The organism is Sulfitobacter mediterraneus (assembly GCF_003054325.1).
GTDB lineage: Bacteria > Pseudomonadota > Alphaproteobacteria > Rhodobacterales > Rhodobacteraceae > Sulfitobacter > Sulfitobacter mediterraneus.
This window is the reverse complement of the sequence record NZ_QBKU01000003.1, coordinates 227,277-252,342: the sequence shown is the minus strand read 5'-3', so window position 1 is coordinate 252,342 and position 25,066 is coordinate 227,277. Positions and strand designations below refer to the sequence as shown.

Sequence of the window (25,066 nt, the reverse complement as noted above, 5' to 3'; positions counted from 1 at the left end):
TTTTTTGTTTCCGGTGACGGGGCTGATTAGAGACCCATCGCCTCGCGGACTTTTTCCAATGCCGCCTTCAGCAGCTCAGGATTGTCCTGCGCTTTGCGCACGGTCTCGCTCAGCAGCTTTTTCTGGATCGCACCCAGTTCGGATTCGTCGATCATCGTGCTGACCTTTTCGAAATCAAAACCATCCACGCTCAGCAGTTGATCCATCATCGATGTCTCGGCTGCCTCTGCGGTTTCGGTGATCGCCTCGGCTGTGTCTGTGGCGGTATCGGTCGCGGCCTCGTTGGTTTCGGTCACAGCGTCGGTGGCTGCTTCTGTCGCCTCGGTTGCCGCTTCGGTCGTGGCTTCAGCCGCGTCCGTGGCTGTTTCTGTTGCGGCGTCAACGGTCTCCGAGGCCGCTTCAGTCACGGCGTCTGCGGCGTCGCTTGCGGTTTCTGTGGCGGCATCAACCGCGTCAGTTGCCGCCTCTGTCGCCGTGTCGGCGGCATCGCTGGCCGCTTCGGTCGCTGTGTCTACCGCATCGCTGGCCGCTTCGGTGGTTGCCTCGGCAGCATCGCTTGCCGCGTCGGTCACCGCTTCAGCCGCATCACTGGCCGCATCAGCCGCGCCTTCTGCGGCATCTGTCGCGGCATCCACTGCATCGCTGGCGGCCTCGGTGGCAGTCTCAACCGCATCGGTCGCTGCCTCGGTGGCCGCGTCAACCGCATCGCTGGCCGCGTCTGTTGCGGCGTCTGCCGCGTCACTTGCGGCGGCGGCGGCATCATCCACCGCATCGCCAGCGGCGTCTGTCACGGCGGTTGCCGCCTCTTCCACCGCTTCAATCGCCGCCGGTGCGTTGACGGCATCGGCTGCATCTGTCGCAACTTCGGTCGGTGACTTGCCGGAGAACAGCATATAGCCCCCCAGACCGATCACGGCTGCAACGATAATCCAAATAGCATTTCTCATGTATGATCCCCATAATTCCTGCGCCTTTCAGGGGCTGATCCCCTTTTGCGGCTGCTGCTTGGTCAATTGCGCCTGTTGCTGCATGGGTTCAAGGGGAATTTCCGGCCAGAAGCGGCCCTCCGCCGCAATTACCCGCTTGAAGTAGTGCCATAGCGGGTTTAGTTTGCATCCTCGCTAATAGTGAACAATCAAAGGACAATCACCATCGCTCGCAGACCCCATAACGCGCCGCCCCAACGTGACACCGGCCCGCGCGTCAATGACAACATCCGCTCCCCTGAAATTCGCCTGATTGGCGCTGACGGTGAAAACGTCGGCGTTGTGACGCCAGCCCGTGCTATGGATATGGCAGATGAGGCCGGTCTCGATCTGGTTGAAATCTCGCCCAATGCCAACCCGCCCGTGTGCAAGATCATGGACTTTGGCAAATTCAAATACGAGACTCAGAAGCGCGAAGCCGAAGCCCGTAAAAAGCAAAAGATCATCGAGATCAAAGAGGTCAAGTTCCGTCCGAACACCGACACCAACGATTACGATGTGAAAATGCGCAATGTGTTCAAGTTTTTGGACAACGGCGACAAGGTGAAAATCACCCTGCGTTTCCGGGGCCGCGAGATGGCGCACCAGAATCTGGGTCGTGAGTTGCTTGAGCGGGTCGCGGAAGACACCAAAGAGGTCGGCCGCGTGGAGAACTTCCCCAAGATGGAAGGCCGCCAGATGGTCATGCTGATCGGACCTTTGCCCAACAACTAAGACGTAATGGTCTTCTCATCGCTCCCTCAAGGGGGAGCGACTGCCAGACCTCGGCATCCGCTACGCGCACGCCTTGGAAGGCCGCCAGATGGTCATGCTGATCGGACCTTTGCCCAACAACTAAGACGTAATGGTCTTCTCATCGCTCCCTCAAGGGGGAGCGATGAACCTTGCTGCCACCGCAATTGGATAGGGGCTGACTCGCTCGAGCCGAGGTGCAGAAAACGAAGAGCTCGCAAAACTATTTCTCCACTCTATCTAAGAAAAGCAGCTTCTGAACCAATTCTCGTACTGCGAAGTATTCTTGTTCAGTGCAGTCGTACATTTGCCCAGACAGTTCCCCATCCGGCCAAACCCAAGGCTCAAACCCATTTTTGAGGTCAAGACCTTCAAGTCCGATGAACTCTTTTCTGCCATCGATAAACGCCACGGTTCCATCGCTAAAGATTTCTGCGATTTCCAACATGTTACCTTCGTCATCAGCTTGAATGTATTGTATAACGACGCATTTGGTCGACTGGTGCAGCGCTTTTGATTTTCGGTCGAGAACATTCCGGAGATACCGCATATCAATCGCCTAAGTTGCTTTTTCAGATCTATATCTGACTTTTTGTGACAGAACACTGTACACTCCAGACCAGAAAAGCCCCCGCTTTCGCAGGGGCTTCTCCTCCTCTTCAATACCAAGTCCTTACCGCAACAAGCCGGTAATATTGCGCACAACCGCGCGGCGGTTGGCGGGTTCGTTTTCCAAAGTGCGCACCTTGAGATCCGACTCGCCATAGCCTTGGGTGATCATGTTTTGCGGCGGCACGTCGAAGTATTCGGTCATGGCCAGTGCCACGGTTTCCGCGCGGCGGTCCGACAGCGCCAGATTATAGGTGGCATTGCCAACCGCATCGGTGTGCCCTTCCACAAGGATCACGGTGCGGGGATCTTTGGCAATCAGATCGCTCAACGCCCGGCCGATCCGCGCAAGGCTGCGCGCCTGTTCGGGGCGGATCGCGGCAGAGCCGGTGGCGAATTGCACTGCGTCCAGTTCAAGCTGCGGCGCAAGGGCGCGGACCTGCGGGATTTCGCGCACCTGACGCAGTGAAAACCGGCGCTGTTGATCTGCCAGCATTTCCGCCTGCAACGCGGCCCGCAGATCCGCCTCTTCGCGTTTGCCCACCTGATTGGTGTCCTGCACCACCTGCGGCAACTCGTTCACGATCACTTCTTGTTCTTCCACCAGATCATCAACCAAGACAAATTCGCGGCCCTGAGGATCAACCGAAATCCGGCGCAACACGGTGCCATCACGGCCCCGGATCGTCACGATTCTGGAATTGTCCGGTTTGGTCACCACTGTGCGGGTAGACCCGTCGTCAAAGGTTTCGGTGCGGACCTCATCGCCGGGGCGGCGGATCAAGGCGTCATCGTCCTTTAGCACCCGCAGGTCGCCATTGGGATCTTCGACCACCACGCGGTCGCCCGAGCGGCTAACCACTTTGTCACCGTTCTTCAGCACCGATCCCACGACCACAGCACCCAGTCCAAGCAGCAGAGCTTTCTCGAATTTACTCAATCCGCCGTCATCTTTGGCTACAGGCTGATCGCTGCCGGTCACGGCGGTGTCAAATTCCTCGTCTGATGAGCGGACCTCGTCCTGTTGAACTTCTTGCGTGGTCACCTCTGCCTCGGCATTGCCCTCAGCAGCAGCTTCTGCCGCAGCGCGGGCGGCTGCACGCTCGGCCTCCCGCTCCGCCCGGCGCTGTGCGCGGCGTTCTTCGCGGCGGACCTCTTTGGCGGCCTGTTTCTCTGCCGCTCGGGCTTCGGCTAGCGCTGCCGCTTCGGCGTCAGCTTCGGCTTGCGCGTTTGCCGCTGCTGCTTCTGCCTCCGCTTGCGCATTTGCCGCAGCTTCGACTTCCGCCGCAGCCTCGGCTGCCGCTTCTGCCTCCAGTTCTGTCTGAGCATCTGCCGCAATCTGCGCCTCGACGGCCGCGGCCTCTGCCCGCGCGGTCTGCCTTGCGATCAAGGTTTCAAGCGCTGTGCGGTCCAATCCCAGAACCCGCCCCGCATCATAAGTGTCGCCAATCCGGTTGCCGTCGATCTGGCAAGGAAACTCCAGCAACCCGTCAACGTCACATTGTGGCAAGTCACCCGCAGATTGGGCCATTGCAGGGGCCGGCAAGGCCATCGCCAGACACAGGCCAAGGGTGGTGGTGGATTTCAATAACTGTTGCATGTGGTGGTCCTCATTACGCTTGGCACCGCAAAACGGCGCTTTCTACTCAACGCAAACTGGGGGTCCGGGGTTCCGCTATGCAATATCAACGGCAAAAGGCCGCGCATCCCGGCGGGACACGCGGCCTTTTACGAAAGCCAGCAACTGACGCGGATCAGCCGATCGCGGCGACGGCCCGTTTGGTCATCACGCCAATCAAATGGGCGCGGTATTCGGCGGTTCCGTGTAGATCGCTGATCATGTCGGTGCTGTCCACGGACAACCCATCCAATGCACTGGCAGAGAAGTTCGACGCCAGCGCCGCCTCCGCCTCGGACCAGCGGAATACACCGTCATTGGACGCGCCCGTGATCGCCACGCGCACGCCATCGCTGAACCTGGCCACAAAGGCCGCGACCAGTGGAAAGCGCGAGGCCGGTTGCAGGAACTTCTCGTAATGCGCTGCCTGCGGGATCGGGAATTTCACTTCTGTGACGATCTCGCCTTCTTCAAGTGCAGTGGTAAACATGCCCTGAAAATAATCATCCGCAGCAATTTCACGGGCGTTGGTCACCACGGTTGCGCCGCTGCCCAGCACACCCGCAGGATAGCAGGCAGACGGGTCATTATTGGCCACCGATCCGCCAATGGTGCCACGGTTGCGCACCGCCGGATCACCGATCCGCGCCGCCAGTGAAGCCAGCGCCGGATAATGCGCCGCAGCCTCCGCCGCGACAGTGGCGTGGGTGGTGGCCCCGCCAATGCACAGCTGTCCGCCGTCGGACATGCACACGCCCTTCATTTCATCCACATCGCCCAGCGACACCAAAACCGAAGGCGCCGCAAGCCGCGCCTTGAGCGTCGGGATCAAGGTTTGCCCGCCACTTAGCGGTTGGGCGTCTTCCCGGCTCAGCGCCTGCACCGCATCTGCGATGGACTGAGGACGTTCCACATCAAAATTATACATCGTCTTTCCTTCCGATCAGGAGGCACGGACCATCTTGTCACTGCGCCCCTTCTTCACTTGCCAGATAAACTCCGGGGGGTGCGGGGGGCTGGCCCCCCGTCCGCCCAAAGCTGCATCCTCATCCGTTCATGGCCGCCCAGACACGCGCCGGTGTCACCGGCATGTCGATATGGCCCACGTCCTTACCACCAGAGCGCATCGCGTCCAGCACCGCATTTACCACCGCAGGCGGCGATCCGATTGCCCCTGCCTCACCGCAGCCTTTCACACCCAGTGGGTTGTGCGTGCAGGGCGTCTGGCAGGAATGATCCACCTCATAGAACGGCAGATCACTGGCCCTTGGCATTGCGTAATCCATGTAAGACCCGCTGAGCAATTGGCCATCGCTGTCATAGGCGCAGTTTTCCAGCAGCGCCTGACCGATGCCTTGTGCCAAACCGCCATGGACCTGTCCGGTCACGATCATCGGGTTCACCACATTGCCAAAGTCATCGGCGGCCAGGAACCGCTCGATCTTGACCTCGCCAGTGTCGGGGTCCAGTTCCACCTCGCAGGCATAAGCGCCCGACGGATAGGTAAAGTTGGACGGATCGTAGAACGCGGTTTCTTCAAGGCCCGGCTCCACGTCTTCCAGCGGGTAATTGTGCGGCACATAAGCGGCAAGCGTCACATCACCCCAAGCCACGGATTTATCCGTGCCCGCCACGCTGAACGCGCCGTCCTTCAATTCGATATCCGCCTCGGAGGCTTCCATCAAATGCGCCGCGATCTTTTTGGCTTTGGCGATGATCTTTTCGGTGGCCCGCACCATGGCAGAGCCGCCAACCGCAAGGGAGCGCGATCCATAGGTGCCCATGCCCATCGGCACTTTGGACGTGTCCCCATGCACGATCTCAACCATGCCTTCGTCGATGCCGATCATATCCGCAACAACCTGTGCAAAGGAGGTTTCATGCCCCTGCCCGTGGCTGTGCGATCCGGTCATCACCACCAAACCGCCCGTGGCGTTAACCCGCACCGTGGCGCTTTCGTAAAGGCCAGCGCGGGCGCCGAGCTGTCCAACAAGGTTGGAGGGCGCGATGCCGCAAGCCTCAATATAGCAGTTCACACCAAAGCCGCGCAGCCTGCCTTTGGCCTCGCTGGCTTTGCGCCGTGCATCAAAGCCTGACAGATCCGCCATCTCCTCAAGCTTGTCCATGGTGGCGTTGTAATCACCGGTGTCATATTCCACCGCCACAGGCGTGGCATAGGGGAATTCGGTGATAAAGTTCTGCCGCCGCAGGGCAATCGGGTCGACCTCCAGCTCATGCGCGGCTTTGTCCACCAAACGCTCAAGCTGGAAACTCGCCTCTGGCCGGCCCGCGCCGCGATAGGCGTCCACCGGCACCGTGTTGGTGAACACCGCTTTGACGTTCACATAGATCAGCGGCGTCTTGTAGTTGCCCGCCATCAAGGTGCCGTGCAGCCATGTTGGCACCGAGGGTGCAAAGGTGCTGAGGTAGGCGCCCATGTTGGCATAGGTGTCGGTGCGCAGCGCGGTAAAGTTGTTGTCTGCATCCAGTGCCAGTTCGATCTTGGTCACATGGTCTCGGCCATGGGCGTCCGACATGAACGCCTCGGTCCGGCTGGAGGTCCATTTGACCGGACGATTGCAGGCCTTGGCGGCAAATGTGCAAAACGCCTCTTCCTGATAGTGAAAGATCTTGGTGCCAAAGCCGCCGCCCACATCGGGGGAGACCACGCGCAATTTGTGTTCCGGAATGCCCAGCACAAAGGCACCCATCAACAGGCGGATCACATGCGGGTTCTGCGAGGTGGTATAAAGTGTGTGTTCATCACCAGCGCGGGAATAGTCGCCGATGGCCACGCGCGGCTCCATCGGGTTTGCAACCAGACGGTTGTTGACCAGCTCAAGCGTGGTGACATGGGCGGCCTCATCAAATGCCTTGTTCACCGCGTCTTTGTTTTCTTCGACAAAGCCCCAGTCGTAGCACAGGTTCGAGGTCAGATCGTCATGGACCTTGGGCGCGCCGTCCTGCACCGCCTCTTTCATGTTCACTACCGCGGGCAGCTCGTCAATATCGACCGAGATCGCCTCGGCCGCGTCGCGGGCCTGTTCCAGTGTTTCGGCCACCACAGCGGCAATCGGTTCGCCCACATGGCGGACTTTGCCATGGGCCAGCACCGGATGCCGGGGTTCCTGCATCGGCTCGCCGTGCTTGTCTGTGACCTGCCAACCGCAAGGAATGCTGCCGACCTCTTCGAAGTCTGCGCCGGTAAAAATCTGCACCACGCCGGGCATCTCCGCTGCGGCGGATGTATCCACATTGGTCAATGTGCCATGGGCCACATCAGAGCGCAGGAAGAACACATGCGCCTGCCCCCACATGTTCATGTCGTCCGTGTAATTGCCCGCGCCGGTCAAAAACCGGACGTCCTCGCGCCGTTTGCTGCTGGCGCCGATACCACCGTCCTTTGGCATAGTCATTCCTCCCTATGGGGTTGATGTGCTGGCACATCCACCGTGTCATCTGAGCCGCGCACTGGCCTCCCCGCCGCGCATGGCTGTTTGATTTGATGCGGTCCAAACCGCGCGCTGCTTGGCGCTGGTGCCCTTGGCACAGGGTCTCAAAGCAGAGCCGCGCATCGTTACTCTGCCGCGATGGCGCTGACGTCCTGACCGGATGCCGCCATGATCGCCTTGACGATGTTGTGATAACCGGTGCAGCGGCAAATATTGCCATCAAGGTAGTGACGCACGTCCGCCTCGGTTGGTTTTGGGTTCTCTTTCAGCAGCGCCGCTGCCGACATCACCATGCCCGGTGTGCAAAACCCGCATTGCAGGCCGTGGTGATCCTGAAACGCCTGTTGAATGGCATTCAGCGATCCATCCGCATTGGCTTGCCCTTCAATTGTGGCCACCTCTGCGCCTTCGGCCTCGACCGCCAGCATCGTGCAGGATTTCACCGCCTCGCCGTTCACATGGACCACGCAGGCCCCGCATTGGCTGGTGTCACAGCCGACGTGTGTGCCGGTGAGCCCCAGATCGTCGCGTAGAAATTGCGAAAGCAGTGTGCGGCCTTCCACGTCGCCAGACGCGGCTTTGCCGTTCACGGTCATCTTGACCTGTGTCATGTCGTCCTCCCTTTTGGTTCTTGTTTGAGGGGAGTTAAGCACGGCAAAGCGCGTATGAGAATAGAAAACCTCAGCATTTTTGGGGAGTGGCAGGATAGTGCAGCGCCGCCCCGGCAATGTGACGTAAGGTCAGCTTCCCCGTCGCGGCATCGGCCGTGTCGGGATTTCTTTCAGCAATCCACCAACGCCCATACCGGAGATATCTGCCGAGGACACCGCGATCCCGCAGGCCACACGTGACAAAACCCAATCGGCCCCGTTCAGCGCCGGCGCACGGGCACAGCCCGGCAGGCCGATCACTGGGCGGCCCGCAAGATCGCCCAGAAACAACAGATTGCCCGGATCAACCGGCATGCCAAAGCGGGTGATCTGCCCCCCGCCGCGGCGAAGGGCCGCAGGGGCGACATCATCAATATCCGAGGTCGCCGATCCGGTGAGGATCAGCACCAGATCACCTTTGGCCTGTGCTACCGCTTCGGCCAGCGGCACGATTTGGTGTGGGGTCATTACCGTTTCGATCAGGTCCACCCCCAGTGCCTCCAGCCGTCCGGCAATGGCGGTGCGCCCCTTGTCGCCCACCCCGCCGGGGATCTCGGTGATGATCAGGCTTGCGGTTTTGATCTGCGGCTGCGCCAGCCGGATCGCCCCGGCCCCCGCCGCCGCCACAGCCGCGTTCAGCGCCTCTTGTGGCACTGCGTAGGAGATCATTTTGATCGTGGCGACCATGCCGCCTTTGGCCATCTGTTGCCATGGCGGGACAGTGGCGATGGTAATCATCGGATGCACCGCGTTGATCGCCTCTAGCGCGGCCACGTCCAGCACAGCCACCCCCGGACCATCAGCGATAAGATTAACTCGCCCCGTGAAAGGCCGTGTTGCTGTCAGACCGTCCGCTTGGCCAAGGATCGCGGCGGCCAGCGCCTCTGCCGCGGTGTCTTCGGCCACGTCATTGGCATCCAGCGTTGCGACGATGATCTCCTTCAATCCCGCCGCTTGCATCGCCGCCACATCCGCTTGCGAAATCACCCGCCCTTTGCGCAAGCGGCCCCCATCAACAGCCACCGAATGGGCCAGAACCGCACCTTGCGCTGCGCTTAAGGGAACCGGGCCAAACTTCATGCCTGCCTCAAGGTCTGGATCACCTCGGCCATGATCGAAACGGCTATTTCAGCCGGACCAGAGGCGCCAATATCAAGGCCAACCGGACCATGGATCTGGTCAATCTGATCCTGCTTAAATCCTGCCTCAGCCAAACGGGCGCGGCGCGAGGCATGGGTGCGGCTGCTGCCCAATGCGCCAATGTAGAATGGGCCAGAGGCCAAGGCGCATTGGATCGCCGGATCGTCCAGTTTGGGATCATGGGTGAGCAGAACCAGCGCCGTGCGGGCATCCACCCCAAGGTTTTGTAGGGCGTCATCGGGCCACTCGTTGATCACCTGTGCGCCGGGAAACCGTGCCTCTGATCCAAAGGCCTCGCGCGGGTCGATGATGTAGGTGTCAAAGCCAACTGAGCGCGCCATCCCATCAAGATGCTGCGCGATGTGCACGCCCCCAACGATGGCCATTCGCAGGGGCGGATTGTGGATCGCGATAAACGTCTCGCCGTCATCTGAGAGGCCGGATCGGTCCGTGCGAAACCGCTCTGCATGGTCATCCGTCACCAGCTTGCGGGTGCTTCCGTTCAAAGCGACCACATAGGCCACCGGCCTGCGGGCCGCGCGGGCCGCAACCAGATCGGCCAGCATGTTTTCCGGCATTCCGCCTGCCCCAATCGGTTCGACCAGCACCCGGATCGTGCCACCGCAGGCCAGACCAACGGCAAAAGCGTCGCCATCGCTGACCCCATATTCCAACATCCGGCTGGCGCCGTCCTGCAAGGCCTCAAGCGCCTCGATTACCACCGCGCCCTCGACACAGCCGCCCGACACCGACCCCTCCATCGCGCCAGTGCCAGAGACAACCAGTTGCGCCCCGACCCGGCGCGGGGCCGATCCCCATGTTTCGATCACCGTGGCCAGCGCCGCGCCTTCGCCCGCCTGCACCCAGCGGAGCGCCTGTTCGGGTGCTGTCTCTCGGTTTTGCATGGGCTCTCCTTTGTGTTGCAGCCACGCTAACGGCTAACGCGGCGGTGGGAAACCGCATCTTGGCGCATGCGTTAAGATCACCAATCAATTCCACGTGGATCGCTTGCACCGGGGCCGTCACACGACTACATCTGTCACAAGCCAAAACCCCAAGACCGGAGCCACCACATGCCCATGCAAGCCAGCGAAATCGAAGACCTGATCCGCGCCGCCTTTCCCGATGCGCAGATCACCGTCGAAGGCAATGACGGGGTGCATATGGCCGCAATGGTGGTTGATGCCTCATTCAAGGGCATGAACCGGGTGCAACAACAACGTGCGGTCTATGCCGCGCTAAAGGGCAAGATGGACGGGCCGAACGGCGATTTGCATGCGCTGGCCCTGACCACCAAAGCGCCGGATTGATCCGATGTGGGTCTGGATCATAGGGACCATCGTGGCCGTTGTGGCCGTGATCAGCTATGGCCAGTACCGCACCCAAAAGGGCACCTACCGCCCCTTGTCGAGCCGCCAACCGGCCCGCCGCGCCGAGGAAAAGACCCCGCTGGGCATGGAGGCGCTGGACATGCGCATCGTCTCAAGCGCCACGCGCCGCAACGAAAGCCTTGAACGGGGGCAAACCAACTGGACCCGCAAGGGATTTGGATTTTTTACGACAAGCGCCGATACCGATATCGAACCGCTTGCCGACGATGAAACCTATGCCGCGCGGTACCACACCGCGTTTCAAAAAGACCAAACAAAGGATTAATCTGATGAGCGACGCTGCAACACAGATCAAAGAAACAATCACCGCCAACGATGTTGTGCTGTTCATGAAAGGCACCAAAGAAATGCCGCAGTGCGGGTTTTCCTCGCGGGTCGCGGGCGTGTTGAACTACATGGGCGTCAACTATTCTGACGTGAATGTGCTGGCCGATGAAGGTGTCCGTCAGGGCATCAAGGATTTCTCTGATTGGCCGACCATCCCGCAGCTTTACGTCAAGGGCGAGTTTGTGGGCGGCTGTGACATCATCACCGAGATGACGCTTTCGGGCGAGTTGGACACCCTGTTTGAAAACAACGGCGTGACCTATGACAAAGACGCAGCCGACAAAATTCGCGAAGCGAACGGCTGACCCTTTTGGCAGGGCGCCCCCACCGACAGGCCGCCCTGCCCTTTCTTTTCCGATCTTATCAATCTCTTGCGTTTTGCGGCGGCGAATGTAGTCTCCGGCGAGATTTTAAGATTGGTTATTCGCTTTGGATATTATTGCCTATCTCGCCTCTCCGGCGAGCTTCGTTCACCTTGCCACGCTGTGCTATGTTCTGGGGCTGTTGACCCGTAACGAATTGATCCTCAGGACATTTCTGATGTCCGGCAGCCTGTTCTACATCCTGTACTACTACAATATCGGCGACCGGCCCCTGTGGGAGGCGATTGTGGCCAGCAGTCTGATTGCGCTGTCCAATGTGCCGGTGATTGTTCGGATCTTCAAAGAACGGTCCACCTTCGGCATGAGCGACGAAATGTTAACGCTCTATCGCAGCTTTCCCAATTTCAATCCGGGTCAGTTTCGCAAGTTGATGCGCAAGGCGCAGTTCGTGACGGTGGATCAAAGTACCGAACTTTTGCATCAAGGTATCCAGCCAACCCACTTATATCTCACAACATCTTATGGATTCAGCCTGATTCGGGATGATCTGAAAACCGAGCTGGGGCCAGACAACCTGCTGGGCGAAATCTCGTTCCTGCTGGGCGGTCCGGCCACGGCCACCGTCATCGCAGAAGCGGGGTGCAGCTATGTCGCATGGGAGGTATCGGACCTGCGCGACTTAATGCAAAGATCGCAAAACATCGAGAATGCAGTGACCGTCCTGCTCAGCCAGGATATCGCCCGCAAGCTGGCGGTCAGCTTTCCGCAAAAATCGGCACGTCCGCCTTTGATCGTTGATCTGCCAAAGGCGGTGACGCCGCCGCTTTAACCTTTTGAAGCGGCTGCCTTTTCTTCAACCGACGCAGCCAATGCCTCGGCCTGTGCGGCCAGATCGGCCAGCGTTTCGGTTACCTGTTGCGGCACCACGGGCACCTCGATGCGCTCCGGTTCAACCGTGGCGTTGCGCAGCCCGGCCAATTCGGCCTCGCGTTCGGCCAGCTCGGCGCGGACCTCGGCGATGCGATCCTCGACCGATGCGGTTTTGTCGGCCAGCATCAGACCGGCCATCAACAGCATCCTTGCCTCAGGCATCCGGCCAACCTGATCGCTCAGGACTTGCGCCTCGTCGTCCAGCATCTTGGCGGCCGAATGCAGATAGCTTTCCTCGCCCTCCTGGCAGGCCACTTCGAATTGTCGTCCACCGATTGTGATCCGAACCTCAGGCATCGGCGTTCTCCTCGTTGTTTGTGCCATCCGCCGCGCCGTTCACCAGCGGCGTGAGCGCCGCAAGAATGGCAGAGGATTCCGCGACATCTGCCGCACGGGCCGCCCGCAGCGCCTCAAGCTCTGCCAGCATTGCCTTGTTGATCAGATGGGCATCGCCCACCCCTTCGAAATTGGCCGCCCGCAGGGCAGCACAGGCGTTGGTCAATTCCTGATTGGCGCGGCGCACCCGCTGCAACTCGATATCAAGCAACGCAATCCGTGAGCGGCTTTCCTCAACTTGACTGTGCAGGGCGGCGGCTTCGGTTTCGGATTTTGTTTTAAGCGTGCGAATGCGTTCGCTCAGCTGGGCATTTGCCGTGCGTTCATCCTCAAGCGCCTGAGCGGTCCCGGGATCAGGCGCCGGTGCGGCATTGCCCATTTGTTCGACACCCTGCGCAACGCGGTCCATCGCTGTGGCAATCCGGCGCTGTAGTTCCTCAATATTGCTCATAGCCGTTTATCATCCCCTCATCTGCTTCCACCGGGGCAGGCCCGCAATTGGCCGCCGATCCACGCGCGAATCGCCCAGTGTGACATATTTTCTTGATCCTACCCAAACTGCCGGGCAATTGCGCCCCCCTTTCAGATCAGCAGCTTGAGCGGCGAAGTTCAACCACCTTGCCCGCCGAATGCGCTTCTGCGCTTGGCTTTGGCTTGAACTTTGCCCCATCGCTGGTATGCACGGGCGCAACACGTCCATTGCCTGATAAGGAAGCCCCGTTTTGGATCTCAACGCCCTGCGCACCGCCAACCCTGACCATTGGTCAAAAGCCACCGCCATTCGCGCCCTGACGCTGGATGCTGTGGCCGAAGCAAACTCCGGCCATTCCGGCATGCCCATGGGCATGGCCGATGTCGCCACCGTCTTGTTTGAAAAGCACCTGAAGTTTGATGCCGCCAACCCGACATGGCCTGATCGTGACCGGTTTATCCTGTCTGCGGGTCATGGCTCGATGCTGGTGTATTCGCTGCTTCATCTTGTAGGCGACGTGCAGTTCCCGATCGAAGAAATCAAGAACTTCCGCCAGATGGGCGCCCGCACCGCTGGCCACCCTGAGAACTTCCTCGCGGATGCGATTGAAACCACCACTGGACCGCTGGGTCAGGGCATCGCCAACTCCGTCGGCTTTGCCATGGCTGAAGAAATCCAACGCGCCCGCTATGGCAAAAAGGTTGTGGATCACTTCACCTATGTCATCGCCGGTGACGGCTGCCTGATGGAAGGTGTGAGCCAAGAGGCGATCACCCTCGCGGGTCGTCACAAACTGAGCAAGCTGATCGTGATGTGGGACAACAACAACATCACCATTGATGGCCCGGTGTCCCTGTCTGACAGCACCGACCAGGTTGCGCGTTTCAAGGCCGCAGGCTGGCACACCATCGAGATCGACGGGCACAGCCCCGATGAGATTGACGCCGCGCTGACCGAAGCCCGCAAATCCGATCTGCCCAGCATGATCGCCTGCAAAACCCATATCGCCCTTGGCCACGCGGCGCAGGACACGTCCAAAGGTCACGGCGCATTGACCGACCCCGCACAGATGGCGGCCGCGAAAGAGGCATATGGCTGGACCACCGGCCCGTTCGAAGTCCCTGCCGATGTGAAATCCGCGTGGGAAGAGATCGGCAAGCGCGGCGCAGAAGACCGCGCCGCATGGGAGGCCCGTTTTGAGACCCTGCCGCGTGCCAAGCGCGAGAACTTCACCCGTGCGTTGGCATTCGACGCGCCAAAGAAATTGAGCGCGACGGTTAAGGCGTTCAAAAAGCAGATGTCAGAATCCGCGCCCAAACTGGCCACCCGCGCCTCTTCGGAAAAGGTTCTGGAAGTGCTGAACCCGATCCTGCCCGAAACCGTGGGCGGCTCGGCTGATCTGACAGGCTCCAACAACACCAAAACCGCCGATCTGGGTGTGTTTGACGTGGACAACCGCGGTGGGCGCTATGTCTATTGGGGTATTCGCGAGCATGGTATGGCGGCCGCGATGAACGGCATGGCGCTGCACGGCGGTGTGCGCCCCTATGGCGGCACATTCATGTGTTTCACCGATTATGCGCGCCCCTCCATGCGTCTTGCGGCCCTGATGAAGGTGCCAACAGTGTTTGTGATGACCCATGACAGCATCGGTCTGGGCGAGGATGGCCCAACGCACCAGCCGGTCGAACATCTCGCGATCAGCCGGTCCACACCAAACACCTATGTGTTCCGCCCCGCGGACACCGTGGAAACGGCAGAGGCATGGGAAATCGCGCTGACCTCAAAAGAAACGCCATCGGTTCTGTCGCTGACCCGTCAGGGGCTGCCGACCGTTCGGACCGAACATAAGAACAACAACCTGTCCTCCAAAGGTGCCTATGTTCTGGCCGACGCAGAAGGCAAACGTCAGGTGATCCTGATCGCATCCGGTTCCGAAGTGTCGGTTGCCATGGCAGCGCGTGACATTCTGCAAGCCGAAGGCATTGGCGTGCGGGTTGTGTCCATGCCCTGTATGGAACTGTTCGCAGAGCAGGATGAAGCCTACCGCAAGCGGGTTCTGCCCGGCGGCGCGGTGCGTGTCGGCGTTGAGGCCGGTGTGCGTCAGGGCTGGGATCAGTGGCTGCTGGGTGAGCGCGGCAAATTCGGCAAGGCCGATTTTGTCGGCATGGATCGTTTTGGTGCCTCCGCCCCGGCAGAAGAGCTGTTTGAAAAGTTTGGCATCACTGCTTCCAATGTTGCCGAAAAGGCCAAGGCGCTGCTGTAAGCCACCAGACACAAACGTAAAATCAATGCCCCGTCTGATTTGTATCAGGCGGGGTTTTTTCTTGCCCGTCTCCTCTGGTTTGACAGCAGGAAACTGCGCAATCTTTCACAGCGGCACAAATCTGTTGCAATGTGCGCTGTGTAACTTAGGGTTGTGGCAGTAAGTGTTAACGAGTTGTTATTCCGGATCGGTTTATTCTGGCTGCAAAACGGATGGGAAAGGACAACTGTGGCGATTGCTTATCTCTTGATTGCAATGATGTCTGGCCTTACGTCCGGCATCTATCATCTGGCCAACGGCGGTTCTGCGGCGGGCGCGTTTGGGTTGGCCGTTCTTGTCGGCCAACTGGTGATGATATCTGTGATATGTCTGGCCTATCTGCGCAGCCAGCGGCGGGCGGTTACGCCGCGCGGCGGTGAAAAATCCCACGCCAAAGCGGTGTAATCACCTTTTCCCCAATAGGGATCAGGATCAGCCCCAGCGCCAGACCGAACACCCCGTCCATCACTGCCTTTGACACCCATTCAACGATACCGACAAACTGTTCGGGCACGCTGTGCCCAATCGCATAGGCCGCGTCATGCACCCAGTGGCCCAACGTGCCAAAGCCCAGCTCTTCAAGCCCGTGGATGATGATCGATCCCCCCACCCAAAGCATCGCGGCGGTGCCAATCACAGTCAGCGCTTTGAGGAAACCCGGCATCCCTTTGACCAACCCGCGCCCGATGGACCGGGTCAGCCCAAGCCGCCCCTTGTTGGCCATCAGCAGACCCAGATCATCCATCTTTACGATCACTGCAACCGAGCCATAAACCGCAACCGTGATCATCACAGCCACCGCCGCCAACGTCGCGGCTTCCATCCAGAAATTGCTGGGCGGAATGGCGGCCAAGGCGATGGTCATGATCTCGGCAGAAAGGATGAAATCGGTCTTGATCGCCCCGGCGGCTTTTTCTTCTTCCAGATGGGCGGGATCATCGGGGATAACGTCATGACCGGGGAAATCTTCGTGCCCGTGGCTGAGCCCCAGTGCATGGGCGACCTTTTCCGCCCCTTCAAAGCACAGGTATGCCCCGCCCAACATCAACAGCGGCGGAATGGCCCAGGGGGCAAAGTTTGACAGGGCAAGGCCGATGGGCAGCAAGAACACCAATTTGTTGCGCAACGATCCCTTGGTGATCCGCCAGATCACCGGCAATTCGCGGCTGGCCTCGAACCCGTGCACATATTTGGGCGTCACTGCAGCGTCATCAATCACTGCGCCTGCGGCCTTGGACCCGGCTTTGGCCGCCTGCCCGATCACATCATCCACCGACGATGCCGCCACTTTGGCAATCGCTGCGACATCGTCCAGCAATGCAATCAGACCACTCATAACCCCATCCTTCTTGTTACCTGCCCAAGCTAGCGCGGAAACCGCCCCCGGCAAAACCTCTGGGTTATCGCTAACACAAAAGTTTATCGCTAACAGTCCCTTATCAGGCCGAATTGCCCCTTTAACCTTTGGGCAAGCCCCAGATATAGAGCGCCCAAAGCCCCCATAAAGGATTGCCGCCATGACCATCAAAGTTGGTATTAACGGATTTGGCCGGATTGGCCGTTGCACGCTAAGCCATATCTCTGCCTCCGCGCGTGAAGATATCGAAGTGGTCAAAATCAACGCCACCGGGCCACTCTCCACTGCGGCACATCTGATCAAGTATGATTCCGTACATGGCCGCTTTCCGGGCGAGATCACAGTTGATGACGGCTATATCAATCTGGGCCGCAACGACATCGAAGTGATGTCGACCTATAACCTCGAAGAACTCGACTGGTCCGGCTGTGACGTGGTTCTGGAATGCACCGGCAAGTTCAACGACGGCAACAAGGCCGGTGTGCATCTGGAACAGGGTGCCAAACGGGTTCTGCTGTCTGCGCCGGGCAAAAATGTAGACCGTACCGTGGTTTACGGCGTGAACCATGATGCGCTGCAAGCCTCGGACCGGATGATTTCCAACGGGTCTTGCACCACCAATTGCCTCGCGCCCTTGGCCAAGGTGATGCATGAGGCAATCGGCATCGAAAGTGGCCTGATGACCACGATCCACAGCTACACCGGCGACCAGCCGACGCTGGACCGTCGCCATTCCGACCTTTACCGCGCCCGCGCCGCGGCGATGGCGCTGATCCCCACGTCCACCGGTGCCGCCAAGGCGCTGGGTGAGGTTTTGCCTGCCCTCAAAGGCAAGCTGGACGGCACCGCGATGCGCGTCCCCACACCAAACGTCAGCGCGGTTGACCTGACCTTCACCGCCTCGCGCGATGTGACTGTCGAAGAGGTCAACGCCGCCGCCAAGGCCGCTGCAGAGGGCCATATGAAGGGTGTGCTGGGCTATGACCCGGAACAGAAAGTCAGCATCGACTTTAACCACACCGAAGAATCCTGCATCTTTGCGCCGGATCAGACCATCGTTGTGGCCGATCGCACCGTGCGTGTGTTGGGCTGGTATGACAACGAATGGGCATTTTCAGTGCGCATGGCCGATGTGGCTGTTGCGATGGGCCAGTTGGGCTGATCCTTGCATCCATGATGTGCCCCTGTCATATCGGGGGCGCATCATTTGGACGAATAAGACGTGACAAACCGCCTTGCCATTATTCTGGGGTCATTGCTGATCGCCGCTTTGGTGATTGATATGATCCTGTTTGGCACTGAGCATGTTGTTTTCCTTGCCAAAAAATTCACAGAACTGATTGAATGGATCGCCTTCTGGCGCTGACGCCCTGCTGCGATTGCTGCATCGCAGAACATTGTATCGGTACTTTTTAATCCCTCTCAAGGCGTTGACACTGCGCCGCAAGAGCGCATTTTCAGCACAGATAATTTGATCAAAAGGTGATGCCATGACTGTGAAACTGGCGATCAACGGCTTTGGCCGCATCGGGCGCAATGTGCTGCGGGCGATTATGGACCGCGGCGATGATATGTTTGAGGTGGTGGCGATCAATGATCTGGCCCCGCTGGAAACCAACGCGCATCTGTTTGAATTTGATTCCGTGCATGGCCGCTATGGCCGCCCCGTGACCCTTGGCGAAAACACGCTGGATGTGGGGCGCGGGCCGATCCGGGTCACGGCGGAACGGGCGCCGGATCAACTGCCCTGGGAGGATGTGGATATTGTGCTGGAATGCACCGGACATTTCCGCACGCCGGAAAAGGCCGGGCTGCATCTCAAGAACGGATCAAAGCGGGTGTTGATTTCCGCCCCCGGAAAAGGTGGCATAAAAACAATCGTTTACGGGGTAAACCACGGTCTTATTGATGGCTCTGAGGCGGTGATCAGCAATGCCTCCTGCACCACCAATTGTTTGGCGCCGTTGGCCCATGCCCTGCACGAAGCCTTTGGTATTCAGCGTGGTCATATGACCACCGTTCACAGCTATACCGGCACCCAGCCGGTGCATGACCGCGATCACAAAGACCTTTATCGCGCCCGTGCTGCCGCGCTGTCGATGATCCCGACGACAACAGGCGCGGCCGAGACGTTGGGCGTGGTTCTGCCGCATCTGGATGGGTTGATCACCGGCACCGCAATCCGCGTGCCGACGCCGAATGTGTCTTGCGTGGATCTGGTGGTGGAACTCAACAAGGATGTGACCGCCCAAGAGGTGAACGCCGCGATGCAGGCCGCCGCAGATGGGCCATTGGCCGGTGTGATGGGTGTCACTGACCGCAAATTGGTGTCGATTGATTTCAACCACGATCCGCGCAGCACGATTTTTGCCAGCGATCAGACTTCCGTACAGCAGGGCAATTTGCTGCGGGTTCTGGCGTGGTATGACAACGAATGGGCATTCTCGAACCGGATGCTGGACACCGCTGGCGTCATGGCGGGCTATCTGTAGGCCCAGTCTCTCAACATACCGCGCCGCCCCCCTGTACCGGGGCGGTTAACCCTTGCGCGGGAACTTTGCCAACAGGTCTTCGTTCACGCTTGGGGTGACAAATTTACTGACGTCACCGCCTAGGCGGGCGATCTCTTTGACCAGCTTGCTGGCAATCGCCTGATGCTGCGCTTCGGCCATCAGGAACACGGTCTCGATGGAGTTATCAAGCTGGCGGTTCATGCCAACCATCTGATATTCATACTCAAAATCTGCCACCGCCCGCAGACCGCGCACGATCATCTGGGCGCCTACATCGCGGGCGCAATCAATCAGCAGGTTCTCAAACGGATGGGCGACAATCTCAACCCCGGTTTGGCGGCTCAGTTCGGCGCATTCGGCCTCGATCATCTCGACACGCTTTTCCAGACTGAACAGCGGCCCCTTGTCGCGGTTGATCGCAACCCCGATCACCAGCTTGTCCACCAACGTCGTCGCGCGGCGAATAATATCAATATGCCCCAATGTGATGGGATCGAAAGTGCCGGGATACAGGCCAACGCGCATGAGGTGGTCCTCAGTTAGAATCTTTGGCGGGCAAGCAAACATGGCTTGCCCAAAGGCGCAAGCGGCTTAATGCCCCATGATCATCCCTTGCAGGGCGTCTTTTTCCATCGACAGTTCCATCAGTCGCGCCTTGACCACATCGCCAAGCGAGATCAAGCCAACCAGATTGCCGTCTTCAAGCACCGGCATGTGGCGGAACCGCCCTTCGGTCATTTTTTGCAGAACCTCATCGGCGCGATCATCGCGCGAACAGGTGACCAGCTTGGAGGTCATCAACTTGTCCACGGTCAGGGTCAGGCAACCACTGCCGGATTTGCCCAGCTCGCGCACGATGTCACGTTCTGACAAGATGCCATCAGGGGATTTTCCATCCTTGGAGATCACCAATGTACCGATGCGTTTTTCGGACAGGATCTTGGCCGCTTCGGAGATCAATAAACTTGGGGGGGACGTCACCACCGCATCGTCAGGTTTGGTCTTGAGAATTTGTGACACCAGCATGGCAGGACCTCCAATTAATTCATCCCTGCCCCCAGCGTCACCAGATTGGGCAATTGAGTCAAGCTTTTGCCTCAAGCGCTGCGACCTCAGAGCGCAGGGCAGTGATCAATTGATCGGCAAAGCGGCTCAATCTCAGGTTACGTTGATCATCCGCGTGGCGGATCAGGTAAAAGGACCGCGTCAGGCTGACCTCATGTTCAAGGATCTTCTGAACCCCCGGCGCAAAAGGCAGCGAGAAATCATGCACCACCCCAACGCCGCCGCCCTGCTGGATCATATGCACCTGCACGGACACGGAGTTGGACGCCAAAGGCACACGCGCCTCGCCCAAGTCGCCAAGGTAATCCAGCTCGCGGTCAAAAATCATGTCAGGGATATAGCCCACCAACCGATGCGATTGCAGATCCGCTTGTTGGATGATCTTGGGATGGGCCTGCAAATACTGGGCGGAGGCCGCCAGATGCAGGTGATAATCGGTGATTTTTTGCACAACCAGCCGCCCGGCAGTCGGGGCGCTGACCCCGATGGCCATGTCTGCCTCTCGGCGCGACAGGTTGAACACCCGCGGCAAAGCCACGATTTGAATATCCAGACCGGGGTTTTCGGCGACGATCCCCGCGCAGACCTGCGGCAACAGGAAATTGGCACAGCCGTCGGGCGCACCAATCCGAATTTGTCCGCTCAACCGGTCGCTCGGTGCGGACACACCGGCGCGGGCCACGCGCATGGCTTGCTCTGCCGCCTCGGCCCGCTCCATCAACTGGCCGCCCGCTTCGGTCAGCGCATAGCCCTGCGGGGATTTCACAAACAACGCAGCTTGCAGATCCTTTTCAAGCCGCGCGACCCGCCGCCCCAGCGTTGCCGGATCAAGCCGCAGTTGTTTGCCCGCACCAGACAGGCTTTGTTCGCGTGCGACAGCCAGAAACAGCCGCAGGTCATCCCAGTTTTGCATTGCAGCGGCCTTTCCCAGACTTCGTCTTGCAAAATTGCAAAACCATTTTGAAATCTTGCCTCTTTTACATGGCTTTTTGCAAGCCTATCCTGCGGCAAATGCCAATGGAGGACATGATGCAAGAGCTTACCCACTATCTGAACGGTGAACACGTCAAAGGCACGTCGGGCCGTTTCGCTGATGTGATGAACCCCGCGACCGGCGAAGTGCAGGCGAAATGCCCGCTGGCCAGCAAAGAGGAAATGGACAAAGCGGTTGAATACGCGGCCGCCGCACAGCCCGGATGGGCCGCGACCAACCCACAGCGCCGCGCACGGGTGCTGATGAAACTGGTGAGCCTGCTGAACCGCGACATGGACAAACTGGCCGAGGCCCTGTCCCGCGAGCACGGCAAAACCCTGCCCGATGCCGCTGGCGACGTGCAGCGCGGCCTTGAGGTTGTGGAATATTGCATCGGTGCGCCCGAGATGCTGAAAGGTGAATTCACCGACAGCGCCGGCCCCGGCATCGACATGTATTCCATGCGCCAGCCTTTGGGTGTGACTGCGGGCATCACGCCCTTCAACTTCCCTGCGATGATCCCGATGTGGATGTTTGCCCCGGCCATCGCCTGCGGCAACGCCTTTATCCTCAAACCATCCGAGCGTGACCCATCTGTGCCGCTGATGTTGGCCGAACTGGCCGAAGAAGCAGGCCTGCCAAAAGGCATTTTGCAGGTGGTGAACGGCGACAAGGAAGCCGTCGATGCAATCCTTTATCATGATGTAATTCAATCAGTTGGCTTTGTCGGCTCTACCCCGATCGCCGAATATATCTATGGCACAGGCTGCGCACAGGGCAAGCGCGTCCAGTGCTTTGGCGGCGCCAAGAACCACATGATCATCATGCCCGACGCTGACATGGATCAGGCCGCAGATGCGCTGGTCGGTGCCGGTTACGGCGCGGCGGGCGAACGTTGCATGGCGATCTCGGTTGCGGTGCCTGTGGGCGACGAAACCGCCGACCGTTTGATTGCCAAACTGGTCCCGCGGATCGAAAAGTTGAAGGTTGGCCCCTACACCGCGGGCAACGATGTGGATTACGGCCCGGTTGTGACTGCCGCCGCCAAGGCCAACATCGAACGTCTGGTGCAGACCGGCATCGACCAGGGCGCAGAACTGGTTGTCGATGGCCGCGATTTCAAACTGCAAGGCTATGAGGACGGCTTCTTTGTTGGTCCGCATCTGTTTGATAAAGCGACCAAAGACATGGATATCTACACTCAAGAGATCTTTGGGCCGGTCCTGACTTGCGTGCGTGCGCAATCCTACGAAGAGGCGATTGGCCTTGCCATGGATCACGAATACGGCAACGGCACCGCAATCTATACCCGTGATGGCGATGCGGCGCGTGACTTTGCCAACCGGATCAATATCGGCATGGTTGGCATCAACGTGCCGATCCCTGTGCCGCTGGCCTATCACACCTTTGGTGGTTGGAAAAAATCGGTCTTTGGCGATTTGAACCAGCACGGCCCTGATGCGTTCAAATTCTACACACGCACCAAAACCGTGACCGCGCGCTGGCCCTCGGGCATCAAAGAAGGCGGCGAATTCTCTATCCCTGTGATGGAATAACCATCTGGGGTGCGCCGGTTGCGGCGCACCCTGCCCTTTTGGCCGCGCGGCGCCCGAAACTGCCCGCGATCCCGATCTTACGATGAGGCCTTGCAATACTCTCGTAAAGATTGGAATTTAACATCCGTTCAATAACGCGCACCTCGGGAGACACGTGATGGATTTTGCACTCAGCGAAGAACAAACCGCCATTTTCGACATGGCTTATGCCTTCGGGCAGGAACACATCGCCCCCTTCGCCCAGCAATGGGAAAAGGACGAAACCATCCCCAAGGATCTGTGGCCGCGCATCGCCGAGCTTGGCTTTGGCGGGCTCTATGTGTCTGAAGAGGCTGGCGGTTCTGGTCTGACCCGGCTGGATGCGACGCTGGTGTTTGAGGCGCTGTCGATGGCCTGCCCTTCGGTTGCAGCCTTCCTGTCGATCCACAACATGTGCGCCAAGATGCTCGACACTTTTGCAAGTGACGAATTGAAGGGTCGGATCATGGAGGATGTGCTCTCCATGAACACGGTGCTGTCCTATTGTTTGACCGAACCGGGCTCCGGCTCTGATGCTGCCGCGCTCAAGACCCGCGCCGAACGCACAAACGAGGGTTACACCCTCAATGGCACCAAGGCATTCATCTCTGGTGGTGGCTATTCCGACGCTTATGTCTGCATGGTGCGCACCTCCGACGATGGCGCGGCGGGCGTGTCCACCGTTTACGTCGAAGACGGCACCGAGGGGCTTTCTTTTGGCGGGCTGGAAGACAAAATGGGCTGGCGCAGCCAACCAACCGCTCAAGTGCAGCTTGACAATTGCAACATTTCTGCCGGAAATCTTGTTGGTGAAGAAGGAAAAGGTTTCAAATATGCGATGATGGGGCTGGATGGCGGCCGTTTGAACATCGCCGGCTGTTCCTTGGGTGCAGCGCAGACCGCGTTGACCGCAACGCTCAATTACATGGGCGAGCGTCAGGCCTTTGGCAAACCCATTGACCAGTTTCAGGGCCTCCAGTTCCGCCTGGCAGATATGGAGATCGAATTGCAAGCCGCCCGCACCTTCTTGCGGCAGGCCGCATGGAAGCTGGACAACGGTGCGCCTGACGCAACCAAGTTCTGCGCCATGGCGAAAAAGTTCGTCACAGAGACCGGCAGCAAGGTCGTGGATCAATGTCTGCAACTGCACGGCGGTTATGGATATCTGGCCGATTATGGCATTGAAAAACTGGTGCGCGATCTGCGTGTGCACCAAATTCTGGAAGGCACAAACGAAATCATGCGCGTTATCGTCGCCCGCGAGATGCTGAAAAACCGATGAAAGACATAAGCTTACGGATAGTTGGGCGGGCTGGCCGCATCACCTTGCAACGCCCGCAGGCGCTCAATGCGATGACCTATGAGATGTGTCTTGCCATTGAAAACGCCTTGGATGCATGGGTCGAAGACGACAACGTATTGCTGGTTGTGATCGACGCAGAGGGCGACCGCGCCTTCTGTTCAGGCGGGGATATCGCCGAACTATATGCCACAGGAACCAAGGGCGATTTTGCCTATGGTCGCAAGTTCTGGGCCGATGAGTACCGCTTGAACAACAAGATCTTCAACTACCCCAAACCGGTCGTGTCCTTCTTGCAAGGGTTTACCATGGGGGGCGGCGTTGGCATTGGCTGTCATGGCTCGCACCGGATTGTGGGCGAAACCAGCCAGATCGCCATGCCCGAATGCAACATTGGGCTGGTGCCGGACGTGGGCGGCTCATTGATGCTGGCACTGGCGCCTGGCCGCCTTGGGGAATACCTGGGGATAACTGCCAGTCGCATGAATGCAGATGATGCTATTCTATGTGGTTTTGCAGACACTTATGTCTCACAGTTCAAGTGGATAACTTTGATCGAAGCACTTGAAGAAACCGGCGATCCCACGGTGATCGACACCCTATCAGAAACGGCTGATCCCGGCCCGTTAAGGACCGCACAGCCGCAGATTGATGCGCTTTTTAGCGGTGAAACCCTTGGCGATATTCTCACCGATCTGCGCGGGGATCAAAGCGACTTTGCCCGAGACACGCTTAAGAAAATGTCCCGGTCCTCACCATTGTCGATGGCCTGCACCGTCGAGATGATGCACCGCCTGCGCGGCCCGTCCCTGACCATGGAAAAGGCGCTCGATCTGGAATACCGCTTTACTTACCGCGCGATGGAACACGGTGATTTCCTTGAAGGCATTCGCGCCGCGATTATCGACAAGGATCGCAATCCAACTTGGCAATATGCCGATATGAACGTGCCGCTCGCTGCGGTGTCCCAAATGCTGCGCCCTCTGGGTGCGGATGCGTTGAAACTTTAGGAG

Annotated in this window: 27 protein-coding genes; 13 read left to right on the top strand and 14 right to left on the bottom strand. The window is 59.0% G+C overall.

Features of this window, described 5'->3' with window-relative positions:
- Positions 1–26 precede the first annotated feature (26 nt).
- On the bottom strand, positions 27–947 hold the full coding sequence (locus C8N31_RS06440; protein WP_025048278.1) for a hypothetical protein: 921 nt from the start codon (positions 945–947) through the stop codon (positions 27–29).
- A gap of 180 nt (positions 948–1,127) precedes the next feature.
- Between C8N31_RS06440 and infC the strand changes: the two genes are divergently transcribed.
- A complete protein-coding gene (gene infC / locus C8N31_RS06435) occupies positions 1,128–1,700 on the top strand; it encodes a translation initiation factor IF-3 (RefSeq protein ID WP_231476810.1) in 573 nt (190 codons plus the stop codon).
- Between the two features lie 241 nt (positions 1,701–1,941).
- Here the strand turns inward: infC and C8N31_RS06430 are convergent, their stop codons facing one another.
- From C8N31_RS06430 to C8N31_RS06400, 7 genes are all read right to left on the bottom strand, one after another.
- Complete coding sequence (locus C8N31_RS06430) at positions 1,942–2,268, bottom strand: hypothetical protein (RefSeq protein ID WP_025048280.1); 327 nt, start codon at positions 2,266–2,268, stop codon at positions 1,942–1,944.
- Positions 2,269–2,391: 123 nt separating this feature from the next.
- Positions 2,392–3,927, bottom strand: a complete 1,536-nt coding sequence (locus tag C8N31_RS06425) for an OmpA family protein (RefSeq protein ID WP_025048281.1) — start codon at positions 3,925–3,927, stop codon at positions 2,392–2,394.
- A gap of 154 nt (positions 3,928–4,081) precedes the next feature.
- Positions 4,082–4,873, bottom strand: coding sequence for an FAD binding domain-containing protein (locus tag C8N31_RS06420; RefSeq protein WP_025048282.1), 792 nt, complete (start codon positions 4,871–4,873; stop codon positions 4,082–4,084).
- A 118-nt stretch (positions 4,874–4,991) separates the two neighbouring features.
- On the bottom strand, positions 4,992–7,355 hold the full coding sequence (locus C8N31_RS06415) for a xanthine dehydrogenase family protein molybdopterin-binding subunit (protein WP_025048283.1): 2,364 nt from the start codon (positions 7,353–7,355) through the stop codon (positions 4,992–4,994).
- Between the two features lie 167 nt (positions 7,356–7,522).
- Positions 7,523–8,008, bottom strand: a complete 486-nt coding sequence (locus C8N31_RS06410; protein ID WP_025048284.1) for a (2Fe-2S)-binding protein — start codon at positions 8,006–8,008, stop codon at positions 7,523–7,525.
- 129 nt (positions 8,009–8,137) lie between these two features.
- Positions 8,138–9,127, bottom strand: a complete 990-nt coding sequence (locus C8N31_RS06405; RefSeq protein ID WP_025048285.1) for a molybdopterin-binding protein — start codon at positions 9,125–9,127, stop codon at positions 8,138–8,140.
- Positions 9,124–10,092 (bottom strand): XdhC family protein, encoded by a 969-nt coding sequence (locus C8N31_RS06400; protein ID WP_025048286.1) that lies wholly within the window; start codon positions 10,090–10,092, stop codon positions 9,124–9,126. The genes C8N31_RS06405 and C8N31_RS06400 overlap by 4 nt, the downstream gene beginning before the upstream one ends.
- A 168-nt stretch (positions 10,093–10,260) precedes the next feature.
- Between C8N31_RS06400 and C8N31_RS06395 the strand changes: the two genes are divergently transcribed.
- The 4 genes from C8N31_RS06395 (at position 10,261) to C8N31_RS06380 (ending at position 12,057) form a co-directional block, all read left to right on the top strand.
- Positions 10,261–10,497 carry a BolA family protein gene (locus C8N31_RS06395; RefSeq protein WP_025048287.1) on the top strand — a complete coding sequence of 79 codons (237 nt, stop codon included), beginning with the start codon at positions 10,261–10,263 and terminating at the stop codon, positions 10,495–10,497.
- A gap of 31 nt (positions 10,498–10,528) precedes the next feature.
- Positions 10,529–10,843 (top strand): hypothetical protein, encoded by a 315-nt coding sequence (locus tag C8N31_RS06390; RefSeq protein WP_231476813.1) that lies wholly within the window; start codon positions 10,529–10,531, stop codon positions 10,841–10,843.
- Between the two features lie 4 nt (positions 10,844–10,847).
- Positions 10,848–11,210: a Grx4 family monothiol glutaredoxin gene (grxD, locus tag C8N31_RS06385; protein WP_025048289.1), complete on the top strand. Its 363-nt coding sequence runs from the start codon at positions 10,848–10,850 to the stop codon at positions 11,208–11,210.
- A gap of 124 nt (positions 11,211–11,334) precedes the next feature.
- Positions 11,335–12,057, top strand: a complete 723-nt coding sequence (locus C8N31_RS06380) for a cyclic nucleotide-binding domain-containing protein (protein ID WP_025048290.1) — start codon at positions 11,335–11,337, stop codon at positions 12,055–12,057.
- On the opposite strand, the gene C8N31_RS06375 is transcribed toward C8N31_RS06380, so the two are convergent.
- Together C8N31_RS06375 and C8N31_RS06370 are read right to left on the bottom strand one after the other, a co-directional pair.
- Positions 12,054–12,455 (bottom strand): cell division protein ZapA, encoded by a 402-nt coding sequence (locus C8N31_RS06375; RefSeq protein WP_025048291.1) that lies wholly within the window; start codon positions 12,453–12,455, stop codon positions 12,054–12,056. The genes C8N31_RS06380 and C8N31_RS06375 overlap by 4 nt on opposite strands.
- Positions 12,448–12,945: a hypothetical protein gene (locus C8N31_RS06370; RefSeq protein WP_025048292.1), complete on the bottom strand. Its 498-nt coding sequence runs from the start codon at positions 12,943–12,945 to the stop codon at positions 12,448–12,450. Before C8N31_RS06370 ends, C8N31_RS06375 begins: the two co-directional genes overlap by 8 nt.
- 271 nt (positions 12,946–13,216) lie before the next feature.
- Here C8N31_RS06370 and tkt point away from each other — a divergent pair, with 271 nt between their 5' ends.
- Positions 13,217–15,232, top strand: coding sequence for a transketolase (gene tkt / locus C8N31_RS06365; RefSeq protein WP_025048293.1), 2,016 nt, complete (start codon positions 13,217–13,219; stop codon positions 15,230–15,232).
- A 258-nt stretch (positions 15,233–15,490) separates the two neighbouring features.
- Positions 15,491–15,676 carry a hypothetical protein gene (locus C8N31_RS06360; protein WP_156026890.1) on the top strand — a complete coding sequence of 62 codons (186 nt, stop codon included), beginning with the start codon at positions 15,491–15,493 and terminating at the stop codon, positions 15,674–15,676.
- Here C8N31_RS06360 and C8N31_RS06355 read toward each other — a convergent pair.
- Positions 15,633–16,607, bottom strand: a complete 975-nt coding sequence (locus C8N31_RS06355) for a DUF808 domain-containing protein (protein ID WP_025048295.1) — start codon at positions 16,605–16,607, stop codon at positions 15,633–15,635. The two genes, C8N31_RS06360 and C8N31_RS06355, sit on opposite strands and share 44 nt — an antisense overlap.
- Before the next feature lie 181 nt (positions 16,608–16,788).
- On the opposite strand from C8N31_RS06355, the gene gap (C8N31_RS06350) reads away from it, so the two are divergent.
- From gap (C8N31_RS06350) to gap (C8N31_RS06345), 3 genes are all read left to right on the top strand, one after another.
- Positions 16,789–17,790, top strand: a complete 1,002-nt coding sequence (gap, locus tag C8N31_RS06350) for a type I glyceraldehyde-3-phosphate dehydrogenase (protein ID WP_025048296.1) — start codon at positions 16,789–16,791, stop codon at positions 17,788–17,790.
- Positions 17,791–17,850: 60 nt separating this feature from the next.
- Complete coding sequence (locus C8N31_RS20320) at positions 17,851–17,994, top strand: hypothetical protein (RefSeq protein ID WP_025048297.1); 144 nt, start codon at positions 17,851–17,853, stop codon at positions 17,992–17,994.
- 124 nt (positions 17,995–18,118) lie between these two features.
- Complete coding sequence (gap, locus tag C8N31_RS06345; protein ID WP_025048298.1) at positions 18,119–19,120, top strand: type I glyceraldehyde-3-phosphate dehydrogenase; 1,002 nt, start codon at positions 18,119–18,121, stop codon at positions 19,118–19,120.
- Between the two features lie 45 nt (positions 19,121–19,165).
- Here gap (C8N31_RS06345) and coaD read toward each other — a convergent pair whose 3' ends face one another.
- The 3 genes from coaD to C8N31_RS06330 form a co-directional block, all read right to left on the bottom strand.
- Positions 19,166–19,666 (bottom strand): pantetheine-phosphate adenylyltransferase, encoded by a 501-nt coding sequence (gene coaD / locus C8N31_RS06340; RefSeq protein ID WP_025048299.1) that lies wholly within the window; start codon positions 19,664–19,666, stop codon positions 19,166–19,168.
- Between the two features lie 66 nt (positions 19,667–19,732).
- A complete protein-coding gene (locus C8N31_RS06335; protein WP_025048300.1) occupies positions 19,733–20,167 on the bottom strand; it encodes a CBS domain-containing protein in 435 nt (144 codons plus the stop codon).
- Positions 20,168–20,225: 58 nt separating this feature from the next.
- Entirely contained in the window at positions 20,226–21,119 is an 894-nt protein-coding gene (locus tag C8N31_RS06330; protein WP_025048301.1) for a LysR family transcriptional regulator, read from the bottom strand.
- A gap of 116 nt (positions 21,120–21,235) precedes the next feature.
- Here C8N31_RS06330 and C8N31_RS06325 point away from each other — a divergent pair, with 116 nt between their 5' ends.
- From C8N31_RS06325 to C8N31_RS20530, 3 genes are all read left to right on the top strand, one after another.
- Positions 21,236–22,735 (top strand): CoA-acylating methylmalonate-semialdehyde dehydrogenase, encoded by a 1,500-nt coding sequence (locus tag C8N31_RS06325; protein ID WP_025048302.1) that lies wholly within the window; start codon positions 21,236–21,238, stop codon positions 22,733–22,735.
- 157 nt (positions 22,736–22,892) lie between these two features.
- On the top strand, positions 22,893–24,035 hold the full coding sequence (locus tag C8N31_RS06320) for an acyl-CoA dehydrogenase family protein (protein ID WP_025048303.1): 1,143 nt from the start codon (positions 22,893–22,895) through the stop codon (positions 24,033–24,035).
- On the top strand, positions 24,032–25,063 hold the full coding sequence (locus C8N31_RS20530) for an enoyl-CoA hydratase/isomerase family protein (RefSeq protein WP_037918394.1): 1,032 nt from the start codon (positions 24,032–24,034) through the stop codon (positions 25,061–25,063). The genes C8N31_RS06320 and C8N31_RS20530 overlap by 4 nt, the downstream gene beginning before the upstream one ends.
- Positions 25,064–25,066 lie beyond the last annotated feature (3 nt).

Coding starts and splice junctions, on each gene's coding strand:
- coaD (WP_025048299.1), bottom strand. CDS start 19,666: ATGCGCGTTGGCCTGTATCCCGGCACTTTCGATCCCATCACATTGGGG.
- C8N31_RS06420 (WP_025048282.1), bottom strand. CDS start 4,873: ATGTATAATTTTGATGTGGAACGTCCTCAGTCCATCGCAGATGCGGTG.
- C8N31_RS20530 (WP_037918394.1), top strand. CDS start 24,032: ATGAAAGACATAAGCTTACGGATAGTTGGGCGGGCTGGCCGCATCACC.
- gap (WP_025048298.1), top strand. CDS start 18,119: ATGACTGTGAAACTGGCGATCAACGGCTTTGGCCGCATCGGGCGCAAT.
- C8N31_RS06440 (WP_025048278.1), bottom strand. CDS start 947: ATGAGAAATGCTATTTGGATTATCGTTGCAGCCGTGATCGGTCTGGGG.
- grxD (WP_025048289.1), top strand. CDS start 10,848: ATGAGCGACGCTGCAACACAGATCAAAGAAACAATCACCGCCAACGAT.
- C8N31_RS06335 (WP_025048300.1), bottom strand. CDS start 20,167: ATGCTGGTGTCACAAATTCTCAAGACCAAACCTGACGATGCGGTGGTG.
- C8N31_RS06430 (WP_025048280.1), bottom strand. CDS start 2,268: ATGCGGTATCTCCGGAATGTTCTCGACCGAAAATCAAAAGCGCTGCAC.
- C8N31_RS06325 (WP_025048302.1), top strand. CDS start 21,236: ATGCAAGAGCTTACCCACTATCTGAACGGTGAACACGTCAAAGGCACG.
- C8N31_RS06405 (WP_025048285.1), bottom strand. CDS start 9,127: ATGAAGTTTGGCCCGGTTCCCTTAAGCGCAGCGCAAGGTGCGGTTCTG.
- C8N31_RS06360 (WP_156026890.1), top strand. CDS start 15,491: ATGTCTGGCCTTACGTCCGGCATCTATCATCTGGCCAACGGCGGTTCT.
- C8N31_RS06370 (WP_025048292.1), bottom strand. CDS start 12,945: ATGAGCAATATTGAGGAACTACAGCGCCGGATTGCCACAGCGATGGAC.
- C8N31_RS06330 (WP_025048301.1), bottom strand. CDS start 21,119: ATGCAAAACTGGGATGACCTGCGGCTGTTTCTGGCTGTCGCACGCGAA.
- C8N31_RS06400 (WP_025048286.1), bottom strand. CDS start 10,092: ATGCAAAACCGAGAGACAGCACCCGAACAGGCGCTCCGCTGGGTGCAG.
- C8N31_RS06415 (WP_025048283.1), bottom strand. CDS start 7,355: ATGCCAAAGGACGGTGGTATCGGCGCCAGCAGCAAACGGCGCGAGGAC.
- C8N31_RS06425 (WP_025048281.1), bottom strand. CDS start 3,927: ATGCAACAGTTATTGAAATCCACCACCACCCTTGGCCTGTGTCTGGCG.
- C8N31_RS06355 (WP_025048295.1), bottom strand. CDS start 16,607: ATGAGTGGTCTGATTGCATTGCTGGACGATGTCGCAGCGATTGCCAAA.
- gap (WP_025048296.1), top strand. CDS start 16,789: ATGACCATCAAAGTTGGTATTAACGGATTTGGCCGGATTGGCCGTTGC.
- C8N31_RS06395 (WP_025048287.1), top strand. CDS start 10,261: ATGCCCATGCAAGCCAGCGAAATCGAAGACCTGATCCGCGCCGCCTTT.
- C8N31_RS06320 (WP_025048303.1), top strand. CDS start 22,893: ATGGATTTTGCACTCAGCGAAGAACAAACCGCCATTTTCGACATGGCT.
- C8N31_RS06410 (WP_025048284.1), bottom strand. CDS start 8,008: ATGACACAGGTCAAGATGACCGTGAACGGCAAAGCCGCGTCTGGCGAC.
- C8N31_RS06375 (WP_025048291.1), bottom strand. CDS start 12,455: ATGCCTGAGGTTCGGATCACAATCGGTGGACGACAATTCGAAGTGGCC.